18 protein-coding genes are annotated in these 19,845 nt (G+C 65.2%); 12 read left to right on the top strand and 6 right to left on the bottom strand.

Features of this window, described 5'->3' with window-relative positions:
* Positions 1-519: an acyl-CoA thioesterase gene (locus AC1RWL_RS22020; protein WP_493096143.1), complete on the top strand. Its 519-nt coding sequence runs from the start codon at positions 1-3 to the stop codon at positions 517-519.
* A gap of 7 nt (positions 520-526) precedes the next feature.
* On the opposite strand, the gene AC1RWL_RS22015 is transcribed toward AC1RWL_RS22020, so the two are convergent.
* The 4 genes from AC1RWL_RS22015 to paaG form a co-directional block, all read right to left on the bottom strand.
* Positions 527-1,123 (bottom strand): TetR/AcrR family transcriptional regulator, encoded by a 597-nt coding sequence (locus AC1RWL_RS22015; RefSeq protein WP_492646452.1) that lies wholly within the window; start codon positions 1,121-1,123, stop codon positions 527-529.
* Between the two features lie 97 nt (positions 1,124-1,220).
* Positions 1,221-2,531: a phenylacetate--CoA ligase PaaK gene (paaK, locus tag AC1RWL_RS22010; protein WP_493096144.1), complete on the bottom strand. Its 1,311-nt coding sequence runs from the start codon at positions 2,529-2,531 to the stop codon at positions 1,221-1,223.
* A gap of 34 nt (positions 2,532-2,565) precedes the next feature.
* Entirely contained in the window at positions 2,566-3,006 is a 441-nt protein-coding gene (paaI, locus tag AC1RWL_RS22005; RefSeq protein WP_493096145.1) for a hydroxyphenylacetyl-CoA thioesterase PaaI, read from the bottom strand.
* A complete protein-coding gene (gene paaG / locus AC1RWL_RS22000; RefSeq protein ID WP_493096146.1) occupies positions 3,003-3,791 on the bottom strand; it encodes a 2-(1,2-epoxy-1,2-dihydrophenyl)acetyl-CoA isomerase PaaG in 789 nt (262 codons plus the stop codon). Before paaG ends, paaI begins: the two co-directional genes overlap by 4 nt.
* 100 nt (positions 3,792-3,891) lie before the next feature.
* Between paaG and paaN the strand changes: the two genes are divergently transcribed.
* The 10 genes from paaN to AC1RWL_RS21950 all read left to right on the top strand — a co-directional run bounded on the left by paaN (position 3,892) and on the right by AC1RWL_RS21950 (position 16,688).
* Positions 3,892-5,553 carry a phenylacetic acid degradation protein PaaN gene (gene paaN, locus AC1RWL_RS21995; RefSeq protein ID WP_493096147.1) on the top strand — a complete coding sequence of 554 codons (1,662 nt, stop codon included), beginning with the start codon at positions 3,892-3,894 and terminating at the stop codon, positions 5,551-5,553.
* A gap of 31 nt (positions 5,554-5,584) precedes the next feature.
* Positions 5,585-6,724 (top strand): ABC transporter substrate-binding protein, encoded by a 1,140-nt coding sequence (locus tag AC1RWL_RS21990; protein ID WP_493096148.1) that lies wholly within the window; start codon positions 5,585-5,587, stop codon positions 6,722-6,724.
* A 69-nt stretch (positions 6,725-6,793) separates the two neighbouring features.
* On the top strand, positions 6,794-7,666 hold the full coding sequence (locus tag AC1RWL_RS21985) for a branched-chain amino acid ABC transporter permease (protein ID WP_493096149.1): 873 nt from the start codon (positions 6,794-6,796) through the stop codon (positions 7,664-7,666).
* A 2-nt stretch (positions 7,667-7,668) separates the two neighbouring features.
* Positions 7,669-8,625, top strand: a complete 957-nt coding sequence (locus AC1RWL_RS21980) for a branched-chain amino acid ABC transporter permease (protein ID WP_493096150.1) — start codon at positions 7,669-7,671, stop codon at positions 8,623-8,625.
* Positions 8,622-9,407: an ABC transporter ATP-binding protein gene (locus AC1RWL_RS21975; protein ID WP_493096151.1), complete on the top strand. Its 786-nt coding sequence runs from the start codon at positions 8,622-8,624 to the stop codon at positions 9,405-9,407. Before AC1RWL_RS21980 ends, AC1RWL_RS21975 begins: the two co-directional genes overlap by 4 nt.
* The gene (locus AC1RWL_RS21970; protein ID WP_435266386.1) at positions 9,394-10,095 is read left to right on the top strand and encodes an ABC transporter ATP-binding protein; all 702 of its coding nucleotides are present in this window, start codon (positions 9,394-9,396) and stop codon (positions 10,093-10,095) included. Before AC1RWL_RS21975 ends, AC1RWL_RS21970 begins: the two co-directional genes overlap by 14 nt.
* A 4-nt stretch (positions 10,096-10,099) precedes the next feature.
* On the top strand, positions 10,100-12,160 hold the full coding sequence (locus AC1RWL_RS21965) for a 3-hydroxyacyl-CoA dehydrogenase NAD-binding domain-containing protein (RefSeq protein ID WP_493096152.1): 2,061 nt from the start codon (positions 10,100-10,102) through the stop codon (positions 12,158-12,160).
* Positions 12,161-12,238: 78 nt separating this feature from the next.
* Positions 12,239-13,165: a helix-turn-helix domain-containing protein gene (locus AC1RWL_RS21960; RefSeq protein ID WP_493096153.1), complete on the top strand. Its 927-nt coding sequence runs from the start codon at positions 12,239-12,241 to the stop codon at positions 13,163-13,165.
* A gap of 114 nt (positions 13,166-13,279) precedes the next feature.
* A complete protein-coding gene (locus AC1RWL_RS21955) occupies positions 13,280-14,686 on the top strand; it encodes an aldehyde dehydrogenase family protein (RefSeq protein WP_493096154.1) in 1,407 nt (468 codons plus the stop codon).
* Positions 14,687-14,714: 28 nt separating this feature from the next.
* Positions 14,715-16,688: a copper amine oxidase gene (locus AC1RWL_RS21950; protein ID WP_435266383.1), complete on the top strand. Its 1,974-nt coding sequence runs from the start codon at positions 14,715-14,717 to the stop codon at positions 16,686-16,688.
* Positions 16,689-16,743: 55 nt separating this feature from the next.
* On the opposite strand, the gene AC1RWL_RS21945 is transcribed toward AC1RWL_RS21950, so the two are convergent.
* Together AC1RWL_RS21945 and AC1RWL_RS21940 are read right to left on the bottom strand one after the other, a co-directional pair.
* Positions 16,744-18,120, bottom strand: coding sequence for an FAD-containing oxidoreductase (locus tag AC1RWL_RS21945; protein WP_493096193.1), 1,377 nt, complete (start codon positions 18,118-18,120; stop codon positions 16,744-16,746).
* Positions 18,117-18,584 carry a DUF4126 domain-containing protein gene (locus tag AC1RWL_RS21940; RefSeq protein WP_439629153.1) on the bottom strand — a complete coding sequence of 156 codons (468 nt, stop codon included), beginning with the start codon at positions 18,582-18,584 and terminating at the stop codon, positions 18,117-18,119. The genes AC1RWL_RS21945 and AC1RWL_RS21940 overlap by 4 nt, the downstream gene beginning before the upstream one ends.
* Before the next feature lie 329 nt (positions 18,585-18,913).
* On the opposite strand from AC1RWL_RS21940, the gene osmF reads away from it, so the two are divergent.
* Entirely contained in the window at positions 18,914-19,825 is a 912-nt protein-coding gene (osmF, locus tag AC1RWL_RS21935; RefSeq protein ID WP_256119868.1) for a glycine betaine ABC transporter substrate-binding protein OsmF, read from the top strand.
* Positions 19,826-19,845: the final 20 nt, after the last annotated feature.

Genomic DNA, 19,845 nt, shown 5'->3' with positions numbered 1-19,845 from the left:
ATGACGCCGATCGAGCAGGACCCGCGCCGCCTGGAAATGACCGTCTTGATGACGCCCGAAATGGCGAATTTTTCCGGAAAGGTTCACGGCGGCGCGCTGCTCAACCTGCTTGATCGCGTCGCCTTCTCCTGCGCCTCGCGCTATTCGCAGCAATATGCGGTGACGCTTTCGGTCGACCAGGTGATGTTCAAGGAACCGATCAATGTCGGCGAACTCGTCACCTTCCGCGCGTCGATCAACCATACCGGCCGCACCTCCATGGAGGTCGGTATTCGCGTCGAGGCGGAGAACATCCGCACCGGCCATCGCCGGCACACCAATTCCTGTTATTTCACGATGGTCGCGGTCGACGAAGCCGGAAGGCCAGTGCGGGTGCCGGAGTTGGAGCCGAAGAGCACGGTCGATATCCGCCGCTACAAGGCGGCCGAATTGCGCCGCACGCTGCGGCGCGAGTTCGCAGAGCGGCTGGAATCGGTTGCCGCGACGGGCAAGGATGTCGAGCGGTCGGAGGACGGTTAGGTAAGGCTTACGTAACGGCCTTGACGCCTTCAAGGATCAGCGTCGTCGCGATGTCCGCGTATTCGTCCCGCGTGATCGGCCCGTTCGGGCGGAACCACATATAGACCCAGTTCATCATGCCGAAGAGCGACATCGTGACGGGCATCAGCAGTGGGCGATCCTTGTTGAGGTCCGGGTTGATGTCGCGGATGACGCCGGAGAAGCGTTTGACGATCTGCCGCTCGATTGCCTGCAATTCGGCGAGCTGTGTCTCCGAGAGCGCGCTGGTGCCGTTGAGCTGCACCTTGTGCTCGTTGTCGCGGCCTTCGTAGTTTGCCAGTACGGCTTTTACCAGCAGGCGCAGCCGCTCCTGCGGCGCGACGTCGGGGCGGTCCGCGGCTTCGATTGCGCTTTCCAGCTCCGAGAGATGCGTGCGCACGATATCGAAGATCAGCGCGTCCTTGCTCGGGTAGTAGTGGTAGAGCAGAGCCTTGGAGACGTTGCTGTGCGAGGCGATCAGTGACATGGAGGCCTTCTCCATGCCCATCTCGGCGAAGACCGCCGCGGCACTCGAGAGAATGCCCCGCTGTTTTTCCTCGAAATCCACTGCGCGCGTGCGTGCCATGTCGTCCTGCTCTGCTTATTCCAGGCTGATTGGGTCGCGGGAAGGGCGGCCGCCCTTCCTATACACAGTCAAGCCGGTGCCGGGCTATCCCGGCGTTTCATTCTTTCGGGCGGTTGTCGACCACCCGTTTTGCCTTGCCCTCGGAGCGCGCGACGCCGCCCGGCTCGTGCACGAGGATCTTGGTGGAGACGCCGACCACGCTCTTGATGTGGTGGGCGAGTTCCTTCGCCGATCCCGCGCGAGAACCCTCGTCGGTCGCGTCCAGCGTACATTCGACATGGACCGTCATGTTGTCCATACGGCCGGCGCGGGTCAGCTCGATCTGGAAATGCGGTGCCAGCCCGCGACATTTCAGGATCTGCTCCTCGATCTGCGTCGGGAAGACGTTGACGCCGCGCAGGATCATCATGTCGTCGGACCGGCCGGTGATCTTTTCCATGCGGCGCATGGCGCGGGCGGTGCCGGGCAACAGTCGCGTCAGGTCGCGCGTACGGTAGCGGATGATCGGCAGGCCTTCCTTGGTGAGCGTGGTGAAGACCAGTTCGCCCATCTCGCCATCCGGCAGCACGTCGCCGGTTACCGGATCGATGATCTCGGGGTAGAAATGGTCTTCCCAGATATGCAGGCCGTCCTTCGTCTCGACGCATTCGTTGGCGACGCCCGGACCCATGACTTCCGACAGGCCGTAGATGTCGACGGCATGCATGTCGAAGGCCTGCTCGATCTCTTCGCGCATGGCGTTGGTCCAGGGCTCGGCGCCGAAGATGCCGACGGCGAGCGAGCTTTCGCGCGGGTCGATGCCGTGCTTGCGGAATTCGTCGAGGATGGAGAGCATGTAGGAGGGTGTGACCATGATGATGCGCGGCTTGAAATCCTGCATCAGCGTGACCTGGCGCTCCGTCATGCCGCCGGAAATCGGCACCACGGTGCAGCCGAGCTTTTCCGCGCCATAGTGCGCGCCGAGGCCGCCAGTGAAGAGGCCGTAGCCATAGGCGACATGCACGATATCGCCGGCCCGGCCGCCGGAGGCGCGGATCGAGCGCGCGACGACGGTCGCCCAGGTGTCGATGTCCTTGGCCGTGTAGCCGACGACGGTCGGCTTGCCTGTCGTGCCGGAGGAGGCGTGGATACGGGCGAGCTTTTCGCGCGGCACGGCGAACATGCCGAAGGGATAGGTATCGCGCAGGTCCTTCTTGGTTGTGAAGGGGAATTTCGCGAGGTCCGACAAGGTCTTGAGGTCGGAGGGGTGTACGCCGGCCTCGTCGAAGCGCTGGCGATAGAAGGGGGAATTCTCGTAGGCGTGGGTCAGCGACCATTTCATGCGCTCGAGCTGCAGCGCGGAAATCTCGTCGCGCGACGCCGTCTCGATGGCTTCGAGCTCGCCGGGGCGGGGGGACAGGTCTTCCATGAAAATCTCCTCCGAGAATGCGGGATGGTCTGCCTCACTCCGGCAGATGGGTGCCCTTGACTGTTCGCGAGTGGCCGCGGAATTCCGCGACGTGCTCGCCCTCCTGATTGGTGATGCGGATATCGTAGATGCCGCCCCGCCCGCGGCGCGAGACTTCCCGCGCCGTCGCCGTCAGCCGGTCGCCCCGGAAGGCCGGCGCGAGGAACGACACCGAACAGTGCTGGGCGACGGTGCGCTGGTTGTAGGTGTTGCAGGCAAAGGCGAAGGCGGAATCCGCCAGCGTGAACATGTAGCCGCCATGGCAGGTGCCGTGGCCGTTGGTCATGGTTTCCGCGATCGTCATGGTGATCGTCGCTTCGCCGGGGGCGACGGAGACGAGTTCCATGCCGAGATGGCGGGTGGCGTTGTCGTCGTCCCACATGGCTTTAGCGCAGGCTTCGGCCAGCGCCTGCGGGGAAAGGCTGGCGGCGCTCATTTGCCCTTGAACTCCGGCTTGCGCTTTTCGAGGAAGGCTGAGACGCCTTCCGCATAGTCGGCGCTGCGGCCGGCCTCGCGTTGCAGGTCGCGTTCGAGGTCGAGCTGTTCATCGAGCGAATTGGTGGCGGCGGCCTGGATGGCGCGCTTGGTCATGCCGAGGCCGCGGGTCGGGCCGGCGGCGAGGCGGGTGGCAAGTACCGCTGCCTCTTCCATCAGCGTGTCGTCGTCGACGGCGCGCCAGATGAGGCCCCAGTCGGCGGCGGTTTCGGCGCCGAGCGGTTCGGCGGTCAGCGTCAGCGCCTTGGCGCGTGCCTCGCCGATCAGCCGCGGCAGGCTCCAGGTGCCGCCGGAATCGGGCACGAGGCCGATCTTGGCGAAGGCCTGGATGAAGCGGGCGGAGCGGGCGGCAAGTGTGATGTCGCAGGCAAAGGCGATGTTGGCGCCGGCCCCGGCAGCGACGCCGTTAACGGCGCAGATCACCGGCTTTTCAAGGCTGCGGATGAGGCGGAGCAGGGGATTATAATAGGTCTCGATCGTGTGGCCGAGATCCGGCACGCCCTTCTTCGGGTCGCGGTCGCCGAGATCCTGCCCCGCGCAAAAACCGCGGCCGGCGCCGGTCAGCAGGACGGCGCGCACGCTCTCGTCGGCATGGGCGCGCTCGAAGCCGGCGCGCAGCGCAAGGTGCATCTCTTCGTTAAAGGCGTTGAGCTTGTCGGGGCGGTTCAGCGTGAGGCTGAGGACGCCATCGGCGAGCGCCGACAGAATGGTGTCGGATTGAGACATTTTTCCTCCCTGTCGCCCTTCCCAGCGGCGACCGTAAAAAACTCTTGCATAAACCGACCGGTCAGTCAATTATAAAAGCACTGACTGGGAGGAGCCAGAGATGACCGGACTTTTCGAGCGCCATCGCCCGACGCTGCAAGCGGCCCTTGCTGCCGCCTCCAAGCGTGACTACTGGTCCGCCTATCCCGAAGTGCCCAGCGGCAAGATCTACGGTGAAACCGCCAAGGATGACGGCCTCGCTGCCTATGAGGCGCGGCTCGGCAAGGCCTTCGATCTGCCCGACCATCCGTCGGAAGGCACGGTTGGTGCGGAAGTCTCACCTTACGGATCGTCCCTCGGCATCACCTATCCCGCCGCCTCGGCCGACATGCTGATCATGGCCTCGCGCGCCGCAGCGCCGCAATGGGCTGCCGCATCGCCGGAGGTGCGCATCGGCATCTGTCTCGAAATCCTCGCCCGTCTCAACGCCCGCAGTTTCGAGATGGCGAACGCCGTCATGCACACGACCGGCCAGGCTTTCGCCATGGCTTTTCAGGCCGGCGGCCCGCATGCGCAGGACCGCGGCCTCGAAGCCGTGGCCTATGCCTATGCCGAGATGAGCCGCATACCGGCGCAGGCGACCTGGACCAAGCCACAGGGCAGGGGCGCGCCGATCGTCATGGAAAAACACTGGCGCATTCTCCCGCGCGGCGTTTCGCTTGTCATCGGCTGCAACACCTTCCCGACCTGGAACAGCTATCCCGGTCTCTTCGCCAGCCTTGCGACCGGCAACACCGTCATCGTCAAGCCGCATCCGGCGGCGATCCTGCCGCTCGCCATCACCGTCGAGATTGCCCGGCAGGTGCTGGTGGAAGAGGGTTTTGCCGCCGATATCGTGCTGCTCGCTGCCGACGCGCCCGGTGCCGAAATCACCAAGGACCTCGTGCAGCACCCGGCGGTCGCCATCGTCGACTACACCGGCTCCAACGCGTTTGGCACCTGGGTGCGCGAAAATGCCGGCAAGGCCGATGTCTATACGGAAGAGGCGGGCGTCAATTCCATCGTGATCGGCGCCACTGACAATTTTGCCGGCATGTGCGGCAATATCGCCTTCTCGCTGTCGCTCTATAGCGGTCAGATGTGCACCGCGCCGCAGGATATTTTCGTGCCGCGCGGCGGCATCGAGACGGATGAGGGCCACAAGAGTTTTGACGACGTTGCGGTCGGCATCGCCGCTGCCGTCGATGGCCTGCTCGCCGATCCGGCGCGCGCCGCCGGTGTCTGCGGCGCCATCGCCAACCCGGCGACGCTCGCCCGCATCGCCACGAGCCGGCCGCTCGGCCGCGTCGTGCGCGACTCTGCACCCGTGGAAGGCCTCGACGATGCGCGCACCGCCACCCCGCTGATCCTCGCCGTCGATGCGACGGATGCGGAGGCCTATGGGGAGGAGCGTTTCGGACCGATCGCCTTCGTCGTCGCGGTCGATGACGTGACCGACGGCGTGAACCGTGCCGCCGACCTTGCCGAGCGCAAAGGCGCCATCACCGCCGCCCTCTACGAGACGGACGAGGCGCATATCCTTGCCGCCGCCGATCGTTTTGCGACGGCGGGCGTCAATCTTTCGGTTAACCTGACCGGCGGCATCTATGTGAACCAGAGCGCCGCCTTCAGCGATTTCCACGTCACCGGTGCGAACCCCGCGGGCAATGCCAGCCTGACGGATGCGGCTTTTGTCGCCAACCGGTTCCGCGTGGTGATGTGGCGTCGCCCCGCGGCGGCGTAAACCTTTGTCTTTGTTGGGAGGAGAAACCGACATGAAACTTTCGCTCACCACAACTGCGCTTGCCCTCGTGCTCGGCCTTGCCGCGCCCGCCCTTGCCGACATCAAGATCGGCGCCACCATTTCTGAAACCGGCCCCGCCTCCTTCCTCGGCGATCCGGAAGCGAAAACGCTGAAAATGCTGGTCGAGGAGATCAATGCGGCCGGCGGCGTCAACGGCGAGAAGCTGGAACTCGTTATCTACGACGACGGCGGTGACCCGAACAAGGCGCGCACCTTCGCGACCCGCCTCGTCGAGGACGACGAAGTGGTCGCCGTGATCGGCGGCACGACGACCGGCACCTCCATGGCCATCATCCCGGTTTTCGAGGATGCCGAAGTGCCCTTCATCTCGCTGGCCGGTGCCATCGAGATCATCGATCCGGTCAAACCCTATACGTTCAAGACGCCGCACACGGACCGCATGGCCTGCGCGAAAATCTTCGAAGACATGAAGAAGGCCGGCATCAGCAAGATCGGCATGATCTCCGGCTCCGACGGTTTTGGCGCCTCGATGCACAAGCAGTGCCTTGCGATCATCGGCGACTACGGCATCGAGGTGTTGGCCGACGAGACCTACGGCCCGACCGACGCCGACATGACGCCGCAGCTCACCAACATCAAGGGCAAGGACGGCATCCAGGCCGTGCTGAACCCGGGCTTCGGCCAGGGTCCGGCGATCGTCACGCGCAACTATGCGCAGCTTGCCGTCGGCCTGCCGCTCTACCAGTCGCATGGCGTCGCTTCGGATGGTTTCATCGAGCTTGCCGGCGCCGAGGCTGCGGAAGGCGTGCGCCTGCCGGGCACCGCGCTGCTCGTCGCCGGCCTGCTGCCGGAAAGCGACCCGCAGCGCGCCGTGGTCGTCGCCTACAAGGAAGCCTATGAGAAGGCGACCGGCAAGCCGGTCTCGACCTTCGGCGGCTATGCCCATGATGCGCTGCGCATCCTCGTCGATGCGATCAAGCGGGCGGGCAGCGCCGAGCCGTCGGCGATCCGCGATGCGATCGAGGGCACGTCCGGCCTCGTCGGTACTACAGGCACGGTGACCATGTCGACCGAAGACCATCTCGGCCTCGATCTCTCGGCCTTCCGCATGCTGCAGATCGAAAAGGGCGGCTGGAAGATCGTCGAATAATCCTCTCGTGCCGCCGGCCTGCACGATGGTGCGGCCGGCGGAACCATCGCGCGGACCGCGGAGGCATCCATGCCCGAACTCCTGCAATTCCTTCTGTCCGGGATCACGGTCGGCGCGGTCTATGCGCTGGTCGCCCTCGGCTTCACGATCATCTACAACGCTTCCGATGTCGTGAACTTCGCCCAGGGCGAGTTCGTCATGCTCGGCGGCATGATCACCTTCTTTGCGCATGCCGCCGGCCTGCCGCTGCCGCTTGCAGCCCTCATCGCCATCATCGTCACGGCGGGCATCGGCGTGGCGCTCAACAAGCTCGCCATCGAGCCCGCGCGCGGCGCGCCGGTCGTCTCGCTGATCATCATCACCATCGGTGCCTCCATCTTCATCCGCGGCGCGACGCAGCTCGTCTTCGACAAGCAGATCCATCGCTTCCCGGCCTTTTCCGGCGACCAGCCGATCCTCATCGGCGGCGCGACCATCCTGCCGCAGAGCCTGTGGGTGATTGCCGGCGCGCTCGCCGTCTTCGTCTGTCTCTGGCTGTTCTTCACCCGCACGCTGATCGGCCGCGCCGTGCTGGCGACGGCGAATAACCGCGTCGCTGCGCAGCTCGTCGGCATCAACACCAACTATGTGATGACGCTCTCCTTCGCCATGTCCGCCGCGATCGGCGCGCTCGCTGGCGTGCTGGTGACGCCGATCACGCTGACGAGCTACGATGTCGGCCTTGCGCTGGCGCTGAAGGGTTTCGCCGCCGCCATGCTCGGCGGCATGGGTAACCCCAAGGGCGCGCTGGTCGGCGGCCTGCTGCTCGGCGTTCTTGAGGCGATGACGGCCGGCTATATCAGCTCGCAATACAAGGATGCGGCCGCCTTCGTCGTCATTCTTGCGGTGCTCTTCGCCATGCCGCAGGGCCTGTTCGGCCGCAAGTCGACGGATCGGGTGTGACCATGCGGCTCTCTAGCAAGGCAACCACGCTCCTCATCCTCGCAGCGGTCATCGCGATCGCGCCGGTGTTCTTTCCCTCGTCATATTATTTCCGCGTCGGCTCGCTGATCTTCGTCAACGGCCTGGCGGTGACGGGCCTCGTCATCCTCATCGGCTATGCCGGCCAGATCAGCCTCGGCCATGCGGGTTTCGCCGGCATCGGCGCCTATGCCTGCGCGCTGGCGCCGGTTCATCTCGGCCTGCATCCCGCACTTGCCGCCGTGCTCGGCGCGCTTCTCTCCGCCGCCATCGCCTTCCTGGTCGGCCGGCCGATCCTGCGGCTCAAGGGCTATTACCTCGCCGTCGCCAGCCTCGGCTTCGGCATCCTCGTTTCCATGGTGCTGTCCAACGAGGCGCAGCTGACCGGCGGGCCGGATGGCATGGCGGTGCCGGAACTGGGCTTGCGCGCCGTCTTGAAGGCCATCGGCATCGACCTGTCGAACACCGAATTCTGGTATGTCTTCTCCGGCCTCGTGCTGGTGATCGGGGCTTGGCTGGCGCTCAACCTCTATCACAGCCCGACCGGCCGCGCCCTTCGCGCGCTTCATGGCTCGGAGGTCGCGGCCCGCACGGTCGGCGTCGATGTCGCGCATTACAAGCTCGTCGCCTTCGTCATCTCGGCGGTCTATGCCTCGGTTTCCGGGTCATTGTTGGCGTTGCAGAATAAGTTCATCACGCCGGATGTCGCGGGCTTCATGCATTCGATCGAGATGGTCACCATGGCGGTGCTCGGCGGCGCCGGTTCGGTCCTCGGCGCCATCCTGGGGGCGGCGATCCTCACCACGCTGCCGCAGGTGCTGACGGTCTTCCAGGAATATGAGCAGCTCATGCTCGGCCTCGTGATGATGCTGGTCATGATCTTCATGCGCGAGGGCCTGTTGCCCTCCATCGTGCGCCGCATCCGGGGGAGGGCAGAATGAGCCTGCTTCAGATCGAAGGTTTGGGGATCGATTTCGGCGGCCTGCGCGCCGTCCACGATGTCGGTTTCTCCTTGAAACCCGGTGAGATCGTCTCCGTCATCGGCCCGAACGGCGCCGGCAAGACGACGCTGTTCAACATGATCTCCGGCGTCTACGCCCCGGCGCGCGGCCGCGTCGTGCTGGACGGCGAGGATGTCACCCGCATGCCGCCGCACCTTTTGGCGCGCCGCGGCCTGTCGCGCACGTTCCAGAATTTGCAGATCTTCCAGTCGATGAGCGTGCTCGAAAACGCCGTCGCCGGCCATCACCTGCATGAGCGCGGCTCGGTCTTCGCCGATCTCTTCTCGCTTCCGGCCGCGCGGCGCCGCAGCAAGGCATCGGAGGACAGCGCCCGCGCGCTGCTTGACCGCGTCGGCCTCGGCCGCGCCGCCGAACAGGAGGCGGGCTCGCTCTCCTACGGCGCGCTGAAGCGGCTGGAAATCGCACGCGCGCTGGCGCTGAAACCGCGCGTGCTGCTGCTTGATGAGCCCGCCGCCGGCTGCAATGCCGTCGAGACGGAGGAGATCGATCATCTCATTGCCAAGGTCGCGGCCGAGGGCGTGTCGATCCTGCTGGTGGAGCACGACATGAAGATGGTCATGCGCATTTCCAACCATATCGTGGTGCTCGATCACGGTGAGAAGATCGCCGAGGGCGAGCCCGCGGCGATCTCGCGCAATCCGCGCGTCATCGAAGCCTATCTCGGCGCCCAGGCGACGGAGGTCCAGAATGCTGACGGTTGAGGGACTGCGTTCACGCTACGGCCGCATCGAGGTGCTGCACGGCATCGACCTCGACGTCGCCTCCGGCGAGATCGTCACGGTGGTCGGCGCGAACGGTGCCGGCAAGACGACGCTGCTGAAATGCCTCTCGGGCATCCAGCCGGTGTCGTCTGGCTCCATCGTCTTTCGCGGCGAGGCGCTGACGACCGTGCCGGCGCATGCCCGCGTGCGCCGCGGCCTCGCCCAGTCGCCGGAGGGCCGGCAGATTTTCACCAACCTCACGGTGGAGGAAAATCTCCGGCTCGGCGCCTATCTCTTCGCCGACGACAAGGTGGAGCGCGACATGCAGGACGCCTTCGCGATGTTCCCGATCCTCAAGGAGAAGCGGAACCTTGCGGCGGGCGGTCTTTCCGGCGGGCAGCAGCAGATGCTGGCAATCGCCCGCGCGCTGATGGCGCGCCCCTCCTGCCTGCTGCTCGACGAGCCGAGCATGGGCCTCGCCCCCATCCTCGTCGCGCAGATCTTCGACGTGGTAAAGAGCCTGAAGGCGCTCGACGTCACCGTGCTTCTCGTCGAGCAGAACGCTTTTGGCGCGCTTTCGGTCGCCGATCGCGGTTATGTCATGGAGACGGGGCGCATCACCATGGCCGGACCCGCCGCCGCACTGATCGCGGACGAACGCATCCGCGCCGCTTATCTGGGAATATGACACCATGACCGTCACCATCGCCCGCGAAAACGCCATCGCCGTCGTCACCGTCGACAACCCGCCCGTCAACGCCCTGTCGCAGGCGCTGCGGCAGGCGCTCGTCGAGGCGGTGGCGGAGCTGGATGCGGACGCGACGGTCAAGGCCGTCGTGCTGATCTGCGCCGGCCGCACCTTCATCGCCGGGGCGGATGTCAGCGAATTCGGCAAGCCGCCGCAGCCGCCGCATCTGCCGGATGTGGTGGCGCGCATCGAGGCGGCGAAAAAGCCCTGGGTCGCGGCGATCCATGGCAGCGCGCTTGGCGGCGGGCTGGAAGTGGCGCTCGGCTGCGCCTATCGCGTGGCGGTCGCCTCCGCCAGCCTCGGCCTGCCGGAAGTCAAGCTCGGCATCATTCCGGGTGCCGGTGGCACCGTTCGCCTGCCGCGGCTGATCGGTCCCGCGGCAGCCGTCGATGTTGTGACGAGTGGCAGCCCGGTCGGCGCCAAGAAGGCCGAAGGGCTCGGCCTTATCGATGCGGTTCTTGACGGCGACCTCAGGGCCGGCGCGATCGCCTTCGCCGGGGACGTGGCGGAAAAACTCCTGCCGCAGCCGATCTCCAGCCGCGACGTGCCGGCGGTCGAAGCGGGTTTCTGGGAAAGCGCCGAAAAGGCGGTCGCCGCCAAGGCCAGGCGCGAAATCGCGCCGCTCCGGGCGCTCGCCTCGCTGCGCAAAGCCAGTGAGACAGATTTTTCCAGCGCCATGGCCTTCGAGCGCGAGACTTTCTTGGAACTGCGTGGTTCCGAACAGGCGGCGGCGCTGCGCCATGTCTTCTTCGCCGAGCGTGCCGCGCCGCGCCCGCCGGAGCTTGCCGGAATCACGGCGCGCGATATCCGCTCCGCGGCCGTCATCGGTGGCGGCACGATGGGCGCAGGCATCGCCGCCGCGCTGCGCGATGCCGGCCTGCCGGTTGTTCTCATCGAGCGTGATGCGGCGGCGGTCGAACGCGGGCTTGCCAATGTGCGGGCCATCTATGAGGGTTCGGTGAAGCGCGGGCGCATGACGCAGGCGGTCGCCGATGAGCGCATCAACGGTGTCACCGGTGGCGACGATTATGGTTTGCTGGCCGACACTGATCTCGTGATAGAAGCGGTGTTCGAGGACCTCGCCGTTAAGCGCGCCGTCTTCGAAAAACTCTCTTCGGTCTGCCGGCCGGATGCGGTGCTGGCCACCAACACCTCCTATCTCGATCCGAATGCGATCAGCGAAGGCATAAGCCATCCCGAACGCTTCCTCGGCCTGCATTTCTTCAGCCCGGCCCATATCATGAAGCTGTTGGAGATCGTGCCGACGGAAACGACAGCGCCGGACGTTCTGGCAACCGGCTTCGCACTCGCCCGCCTCCTGGGAAAAATCCCCGTCCGTGCCGGCATCTGCGATGGCTTTATCGGCAACCGCATCCTGAAGGTCACGCGCGCGCAGGCCGAGCGGCTGCTGCTCTCCGGCGCAACGCCGTCCACGGTCGATGCCGCCATGCGCGCCTTCGGCCTGCCGATGGGGCCTTTCGAGGCGCAGGATCTCGGTGGCCTCGACATCGCCGCCTTCCAGCGCAAGGCGGCGCGCGCACGCGGCGAAACACCCTTCGCGCCCGTTGCTGACCGGCTTTGCGCCATCGAACGCTTCGGCCAGAAATCCAGCGGCGGATGGTACGATTACCAGCCGGGCGACCGTGCGCCAAAATCGTCGGAAGCGGTGGCGGCAATCATTGCCGAAGAGGCGGCGGGCCGCCCGCAGCGCGTGTGGAACGAGGCTGACATCGCCGACGCCATCCTGCTGCCGATGGTCAACGAGGCGACGCGTATTCTGGAGGAGCGCGTGGCGCTGCGCGCGGCCGATATCGATCTCGTGAAAATCCACGGCTACGGTTTTCCGCGCTGGCGCGGCGGGCCGATGCATTATGCGGAGGCGCGTGGGCTTGCCGAGGTCGTTTCCGTGCTGGACCGGCTTGCTTCGGACGGCCTTGCCGATCCGCCGTGCGAGGGTCTGCGTCGGTCGGTGGAAGCCGGCAGTTTTTCAGCGCTTGCGAAATAGAGACGATAGGCAAGCGCTGCGGACTGTGATGAGATAGTTTGGGAGTGTGGGCATTCTGCTGGAGCCGGGGAGGGCGCGATGCAGTCGCTGATGACGCCGGGACACAAGCCGGTGGCGGTGGAAATTCTGGAGGCCGAGATCCGCCGGGTCTGCGGCTCGTTCGACCTGGAGCCGATGCGACGGGGCGGTGTCGTCAATGGCGACGTCACCACGCGGCGCGTCGGGCCGTTCGATACGGCGATCGTGGCGCTCGATGCCTCGGAGGTCGCGCGCAACACCCGCTCCATCCGGCAGGATCCCGGCGAGTATTTCTTCCTTCTGGTGCAGGATGCCGGCCAGTGTCGCGTCGAGCAGGGCGATCATGTCGCGGAACTCTCGCCCGGCGACATGTTCCTCGTCGATTCCGTCAAACCCTCGACCTTTCTCTATCGTGGCGAGCGCTCGAACCAGGTGTCGCTGCACATTCCGCGCGACGAGATGGTGCACCGCTTCGGCAATGCCTGCACCGGCGGGCTTTCGATCTCGCGTGACGATCCGCTCTGGCTCGCCATGCGCGCCGTGATCGCCAAGATGCTGATGGAGGAGGGCGCGCAGGCGCAGCTTGGCGAGGCCTTCCTCTGCCTGATGGGTGCCTACCTGCATTCGACGCGCGTGATGGGCGCGGCCAGCCCGGCCGAGACGCTGCTCTCGCGGGCGCTGGCGATGATCGACCGTCATCGCGCAGACCCGGCTTTCGGCCCGCGCGAACTGGCCTCTCGCCTCAATGTGCCGGAGCGCACTTTGCAACGGCATTTCCGGCCGCTCGGTGAGACGCCCGGCCACCGGCTGCTGAACCGCCGGTTGGAGCTTGCCCATGCGCGGCTTTCCATCCGCAAGGGGGATCAGCCCGCGGAAGGCGTCACCGCTGTCGCCTTCGATTGCGGCTTCAACGACCTTTCCTATTTCTACCGCGAGTTCCGCAAGAAATACGGCACGACGCCGGGTGCGGTCGCGCGCTGCCATTGACGCTTTTGTCCAAAAGGCGGGACGGCACCGTCCAAGTCTGACGCCCCGCCAACGCCTATTCTCTGCCACCAGATGTGCCCGCCGGAGGTGGGCCGTTCCTTGGAGGAGGCGGAAATGATGGAATTCAAGGCAACGATTGGCGGCAAGCCGGCCAGTGTCGGCTCGGATTTTGCCGTGTTGAACCCGGCGACGGGCGAAGAAGTCGGCCGCGCGCCGAACATGGGCGGAGCGGAGCTCGATGCCGCCGTCGCTGTCGCCAAGGCGGCGTTCGTGACGTGGTCGGCGCAGAGCGACGAAGCCTTGCAGGCCGCCTGCGCCGCCGTGACGGCGAAGATCGAGGAGCATGCGGCAGAACTTGCCGAGATCATCACGCTGGAGCAGGGCAAACCGCTGAACGGGCTCGGCTCGCGCTGGGAGATCGGCGGCGCCGTCGCCTGGGCGGGTTACACGACCGGGCTCTTAATGCCCGTCAAGGTGTTGCAGGACAACGAGCAGGGCCGGATCGAACTCACCCGCAAGCCGCTCGGCGTCGTCGGCTCCATCACGCCGTGGAATTTCCCGGTGATGATTGCCGTCTGGCACATTCTTCCGGCGCTGCGCACCGGCAATACGGTCGTCGTGAAACCCTCGCCCTATACGCCGCTTTCGACGCTGCGCCTTGTCGAGATCATGAACGAGGTGCTGCCGCCGGGCGTCGTCAATGTGGTGACGGGCGATGACAAGGCGTTCAATCTCGGCGGTGCGATGTCGGCTCATCCGGATATCCGCAAGATCGTCTTCACCGGCTCCTGCGCCACGGGGCAGAAGGTCATGCAGTCTGCCGCCGAAACCATGAAACGGCTGACGCTTGAACTCGGCGGCAACGATGCCGGCATCGTGCTGCCGGATGCCGATCCGCAGCAGATCGCCGAAGGCCTTTTCTGGGGCGCTTTCATCAACAACGGCCAGACCTGCGCGGCGATGAAGCGGCTCTATGTGCATGACTCGATCCATGACGCCGTCTGTGATGCGCTTGTCGCCTATGCGAAGGCGATCCCGGTCGGCAACGGCATGGAGGAGGCGAGCATTCTCGGGCCGATCCAGAACCGCATGCAGTTCGACAAGGTTTTGCGGCTCGTCGCGGATGCGAAGTCGCGCGGCAAGGTGCTGCTCGGCGGCGAGCCGGGCGAAGGCCTGTTCTTCCCGCCGACCATCGTTTCCGGGCTTCGCAACGGCGATGCGCTGGTCGACGAGGAACAGTTCGGCCCGGCGCTGCCGATCATTCGCTATTCCGATGTGGAGGAGGCGATCCGGCTTGCCAATGACAGCCCGAACGGGCTCGGCGGTTCCGTCTGGTCCTCCGATATCGCGGCCGCGAAGAAGGTCGCGAGCCGGCTCGCCTGCGGCTCGGTCTGGATCAACAAACACGGCGCCATCCAGCCCAATGCGCCCTTCGGCGGCGTGAAGGCCTCGGGCATCGGCGTCGAGTTCGCCGAAGAGGGGCTTGCCGAATACACCGATATCCAGGTGGTCTTCGCCTGACAGAACCAAGCAAGAAGAGGGAACGATCATGAGACTTTTCAAACACCTGGCCTCGACGGCGCTGGCGCTGGGCCTTGCCGCCGGTGCTGCGGCCGCGCATCCGCTCGACGGGCTGACGGCCGAGGAATACCAGAAGATCAACCAGATCCTGCGCGGTGAGAAGGTTGCGGACGACAACACGCTCTATCCGCTGATCGAGCTCAAGGAGCCCGCCAAGGCCGATGTGCTGGCGTGGAAGGAAGGCGACAGCCTCGACCGCAAGGCGACGGTCTATTTCACCAGCGCCGAAGGTTTCAGCGAGGCGGTCGTCAACATCACCAAGGGCACGGTCGAGAGCAATGCCAAGACGGCCGGCCAGCCCATGGTGCTCTTCACCGAGTTCATGAATGCGCTGGAAGGCGCGCTCGGCCATCCGGACATGGTGGCGGGGCTTGCCAAGCGCGGCTTGAAGCCGGAACAGGCCTTCTGCCTGCCGCTGACCGGCGGCAATTTCTTCACGGAGGAATACCAGAATTCCCGCCTGATGAAGGTGCCGTGTTACCAGGTGCCGGAAGGCTCCAACTTCTATGCCAAGCCGGTCGAAGGCCTCTTCGCCGTCTACGATATCGGCAAGAAGGAAGTGCTGCGCGTCATCGACACGGGCGTCGTCGAAGGCCCGAAGGATGGCTGGGGTTATACGGAGGAGGAGGTCGCCAAGCGGCTGCCGCTCAGGCCGGAAACCAAGCCCGTCAAGCTCGTGCAGGAAGGCGGCCCTAACTACAAGATCGATGGCAGCCATATCGAATGGGATATGTGGCGCTTCAACTTCCGCGTCGACAAGCGCCCCGGCCTCGTCGTCTCCAATCTCGATGTCAACGACGCCGGCACCTGGCGCTCTGTCATCTACCAGGCGCATCTTTCCGAAGTCTTCGTGCCCTATATGGACCCGACGGAAGGCTGGTACTGGCGCACCTACATGGACAGCGGGGAATATGGTTTCGGCCTGTTCCTGAGCCCCTTGCGCGCCGGTATCGATTGCCCCTCGCACGCCACCTTCCTGCCGGCGACGATTGCCGACGACAAGGGCGCGCCGCTCGTCATTCCGGACGCGATCTGCGTCTTCGAGCGCAATATCGGCGATCCCGCCTGGCGCCACTTCGAAGTTTTCGCGCAGACGCCGGAAAACCCGGTGCCGGCGGAAGGGCGGCCGGCGACCGAACTCGTGGTGCGCACGGCCTCGGAAGTCGGCAACTATGACTACCTGATCGACTACCGCCTGCAGCAGAACGGCCAGGTCAACATCTATGTCGGCGCCACCGGCCTCGATGCGGTGAAGGGCGTTGCCTCCACCTCGATGAAGGACCCGACGGCGAAGGCGGACACGGCCTATGGCACGCTGATCGCGCCGAACCTCGTCGCTGCCAACCACGACCACTACTTCAACTTCCGCATCGACTTCGACGTCGACCAGCCGATCAACCATTTTTCGACGATGGACATCGTGCCCGCCAAGCTCGATGCGTCGAGCCCGCGCAAGTCGATGTGGACGGTCGAGCACAAGATGCCGATGACGGAGCTGGAGGCGCGCTACAAGCTCTCGTCCTCGCAGCCGCGCTACTTCCATATCTCCGACCCGTCCCGTGAAGGGTATCTCGGCCATGAGCCGGGCTACATGATCCACCATGGCGACGTGTCCTACGGCCCGTTCGATTTCGAGAACGACCCGCCGATGAAGCGCAATGCCTATATCGAATATTCGGTGTGGAACACGGTCTACGATCCGGAACAGCGTTATGCCGGTGGCAAGTTCGCCATGCAGAGCGATGGCTCGGATACGCTCGCCGAATGGGTGAAAAAGGACCAGAGCCTGATGGGCAAGGACATCGTCACCTGGTTCTCCGCCGGCTTCCACCACATTCCGCGCATGGAGGATTGGCCGGTCATGTCGACGGAATGGAAGACCGTGCACATCATGCCGCACAACTTCTTCGCCCATAACCCGGCGCTGACGATCAGGAAGTAGCCTCGGCGCTGCCCCTCACAAATGTAAAAAGCCCGGGAGCGATCCCGGGCTTTTCTCATTCCACCGGCTGCATGTCCCCAAACACCGTCGGGATCAGCTCCGCCACCGTCGGGTGGATATGCACCGCGTGGGTGATCGTCGTGTAGGGCTTGCCCGCATACATGACGTCCAGGATGCTCTGCACCGCCTCGTCGCAGCCCGTGCCGAGGAGAGAAGCGCCGAGGATTTCCTTCGTTTCGGCATCGGCGATCACCTTCATGAAACCGAGCGTTTCGCCCTTTTCCTTGGCGCGGCCGACCCGTGTCATCGGGCGGGTGCCGACGAGCAGTTTGCGGCCGGTCTTGCGCGCCTCCGTCTCGCTCATGCCGGCGCGGCCGAGGGGCGGATCGATGTAGAGCGCGTAGGTCTGGATGCGGTCCGAGACCTTGCGCGGCTCGTTGTCGAGCAGGTTGGCGGCGACGATTTCGAAGTCGTTATAGGCGGTGTGGGTGAAGGCGCCACGGCCGTTGCAATCACCCATCGCGAAAATGCCCGGCACGTTGCTTTCCAGCCGCTCGTCGACGGAAATATAGCCGCGCTTGTCCACCGTCACACCCGCCTTGTCGAGGCCGAGGTCGTCGGTGTTCGGCCGCCGGCCGGTGGCAAGCAGGATGTGCGAGCCAACGATCTCCGGCGGGCCGGCCGTGCAATCGACGCCCACCCCGACGCCGTCCTCCTGCCGGAAGAAACGGATGCACTCCGCGCCGGTGCGGATATGGATGCCTTCGCGCTCCAGGATGTCTCGCACGGCGGCGCTGACGTCCTCGTCCTCGCGGGCGATCAGCCGCGGGCCTTTCTCGACGACCGTTACCTCCGACCCGAAGCGGCGGAACATCTGGGCGAATTCCAGCCCGATGTAACTGCCGCCGATGACGACCAGGTGTTTCGGCACCTCGGTCAGGTCCATCATCGACACGTTGTCGAGATAGGGCACGTCGCCGACGCCCGGGAAATCCGGCACGACGGCCCGGCCGCCGACATTGAGGAAGATCTGTTTGGCCGATAGCAGCTCGTCGCCGACACGGACCTCGGTCGGGCTTTCGAAGCGGGCATGGCCACGGATGAAGGTGAGGCCCTGCATGCCTTCCAGCCAATCCTCGTTGCCCTTGCGGGCATCGAAGCGCACCTTGTCCTTGCGGGCCATGACCTTCGTGAAGTCGATCGAGATATCCCCCGTCACCACGCCATACTCGGCGCCGCGGCGGGCGAGGTGGGCGGCGTAGGCGCTGGCGACCATGGCCTTGGTCGGCATGCAGCCGGTGTTGACGCAGGTGCCGCCGACGAGTTTTCGCTCGATGAGGGCGACCGTCTTGCCGGCGGCCGTCAGCCGGCCGGCGAGTGACGGGCCGGCTTGGCCCGCCCCGATGATGATGGCGTCGAACGTGCGCATCAGACGACCGATGAAACGACGAAGAGGCCGAGCAGCACGGCGACGGCGTCTTCCAAGAGCGCGATCGGCAGGTCCCTGCCGCCGGTGGCCGCGACGAGGCGCTGGCGGGCTTCCGCGCCGCCGAGCGTGCCGATGACTGCGCCGATGACGCCGGCAACCAGGCCGCCGATCAGCGCGCCGCCGGCCGTGCCGATGACAGCGCCGCAGAAGGCGCCGCTGACGATGCGTGCGCCGAATTGCTGCGGCACCTTGCGGCTCGGCGTGCTCGGCAACTGGTCCGTGACGAATTCGACGAGCGCCAGGATGCCGAAGATGTAGGGCGTGAAGCGATAGCCCATGAAGGCCGCCCAGGTGCCGGAAACCGGCAGCCAGCCCAGCGCGGCGCCGATGCTGACGGCGGCCGGTGCCGTCATCGCCCGAAGCCCCGCCACCACGCCGATCAGCAAGGCAAGAATATAGATGCTCATGTGTCCCCTCATGAAATCTGCGCCGGACATCGGCCCGGGACGTTTCCCCGGCAAGGTGATGAAATGCGGTCTTTGAAAATGGGAGCGGGCCTTCGCGAAGAGTGTCGGATGCGACCGGCAATTGCAACGCGTTTCTGTTGCCAAAACCGTTCTCGTCGCACAATCTTGAAAGCGCTTTGAACGCGGCAACAAACGTCGTGCAAAGTCTCGCTGGCGCGGTCTATTTTTTGCGATTCACTGCCATATATGAAATGCTTTGCCCGGACGGGCGTTCCCAAACGTGGTCTGAATGCCACTCCGGGTTCCCGCACAGAACGAAAGGTTTTCTCATGCGCCCTGCAGTCAAATTCATCGGAGCCGCTCTGGCCCTCGGCCTCATGGCTGGTGCCGCCCAGGCCCAGGTCGTCGTCTCGTCGAAGATCGACACCGAGGGCGGCGTGCTCGGCAACATCATCCTCGCCGTGCTGAACGCCAACGGCATCGAGACGACCGACCGCGTGCAGCTTGGTGCCACCCCGGTCGTGCGCCAGGCGATCATCGCGGGCGAGATCGACATCTACCCGGAATATACCGGCAACGCCGCCTTCTTCTTCGAGAAGGCAGACGACCCGGCCTGGAAGGATGCGGCCAAGGCCTACGAGCTCGCCAAGACGCTCGATTTCGACGCCAACAAGATCGTCTGGCTGACGCCGTCGCCGGCCAACAACACCTGGGCGATCGCGCTGCGCAAGGATGTGGCCGAGCCGAACAAGCTCGTGACGCTGACCGACTTCGGCAAATATGTCGCCGGTGGCGGCCAGGTGGTGCTTGCCGCTTCCTCCGAATTCGTGAACTCGGCTGCGGCCCTTCCGGCCTTCCAGACGACCTATGCCTTCACGCTGAAGCCGGAACAGCTGATCACGCTTTCGGGCGGTGACACGGCCGCGACGATTGCCGCCGCCGCCAACCAGACCAACAATGCCAATGCCGCCATGGTCTACGGCACGGATGGCGGCATCGCGCCGTCGGGCCTCGTCGTTCTGGAAGACGACAAGGGCGTGCAGCCGGTCTACCAGCCGTCGCCGATCATTCGCGAGGAGGTGCTGAAGGCCAATCCGCAGATCGAGGAAATTCTGAAGCCGGTCTTCGAAAAGCTCGATCTCGTGACGCTGCAGGATCTAAACGGTCGCGTCCAGGTCGGCGGCGAGCCGGCCAAAGCCGTTGCCGAGGACTTCCTGAAGAAGAACGGCTTCATCAAGTAAGCTCGCTTGTCCTCCGCCCG

It is taken from the genome of Shinella sp. GW821-FHT10F02, from assembly GCF_058809275.1.
This window is presented reverse-complemented; position numbering and strand designations above follow the sequence as displayed.

Coding starts and splice junctions, on each gene's coding strand:
- AC1RWL_RS22020 (WP_493096143.1), top strand. CDS start 1: ATGACGCCGATCGAGCAGGACCCGCGCCGCCTGGAAATGACCGTCTTG.
- AC1RWL_RS22015 (WP_492646452.1), bottom strand. CDS start 1,123: ATGGCACGCACGCGCGCAGTGGATTTCGAGGAAAAACAGCGGGGCATT.
- paaK (WP_493096144.1), bottom strand. CDS start 2,531: ATGGAAGACCTGTCCCCCCGCCCCGGCGAGCTCGAAGCCATCGAGACG.
- paaI (WP_493096145.1), bottom strand. CDS start 3,006: ATGAGCGCCGCCAGCCTTTCCCCGCAGGCGCTGGCCGAAGCCTGCGCT.
- paaG (WP_493096146.1), bottom strand. CDS start 3,791: ATGTCTCAATCCGACACCATTCTGTCGGCGCTCGCCGATGGCGTCCTC.
- paaN (WP_493096147.1), top strand. CDS start 3,892: ATGACCGGACTTTTCGAGCGCCATCGCCCGACGCTGCAAGCGGCCCTT.
- AC1RWL_RS21990 (WP_493096148.1), top strand. CDS start 5,585: ATGAAACTTTCGCTCACCACAACTGCGCTTGCCCTCGTGCTCGGCCTT.
- AC1RWL_RS21985 (WP_493096149.1), top strand. CDS start 6,794: ATGCCCGAACTCCTGCAATTCCTTCTGTCCGGGATCACGGTCGGCGCG.
- AC1RWL_RS21980 (WP_493096150.1), top strand. CDS start 7,669: ATGCGGCTCTCTAGCAAGGCAACCACGCTCCTCATCCTCGCAGCGGTC.
- AC1RWL_RS21975 (WP_493096151.1), top strand. CDS start 8,622: ATGAGCCTGCTTCAGATCGAAGGTTTGGGGATCGATTTCGGCGGCCTG.
- AC1RWL_RS21970 (WP_435266386.1), top strand. CDS start 9,394: ATGCTGACGGTTGAGGGACTGCGTTCACGCTACGGCCGCATCGAGGTG.
- AC1RWL_RS21965 (WP_493096152.1), top strand. CDS start 10,100: ATGACCGTCACCATCGCCCGCGAAAACGCCATCGCCGTCGTCACCGTC.
- AC1RWL_RS21960 (WP_493096153.1), top strand. CDS start 12,239: ATGCAGTCGCTGATGACGCCGGGACACAAGCCGGTGGCGGTGGAAATT.
- AC1RWL_RS21955 (WP_493096154.1), top strand. CDS start 13,280: ATGATGGAATTCAAGGCAACGATTGGCGGCAAGCCGGCCAGTGTCGGC.
- AC1RWL_RS21950 (WP_435266383.1), top strand. CDS start 14,715: ATGAGACTTTTCAAACACCTGGCCTCGACGGCGCTGGCGCTGGGCCTT.
- AC1RWL_RS21940 (WP_439629153.1), bottom strand. CDS start 18,584: ATGAGCATCTATATTCTTGCCTTGCTGATCGGCGTGGTGGCGGGGCTT.
- osmF (WP_256119868.1), top strand. CDS start 18,914: ATGCGCCCTGCAGTCAAATTCATCGGAGCCGCTCTGGCCCTCGGCCTC.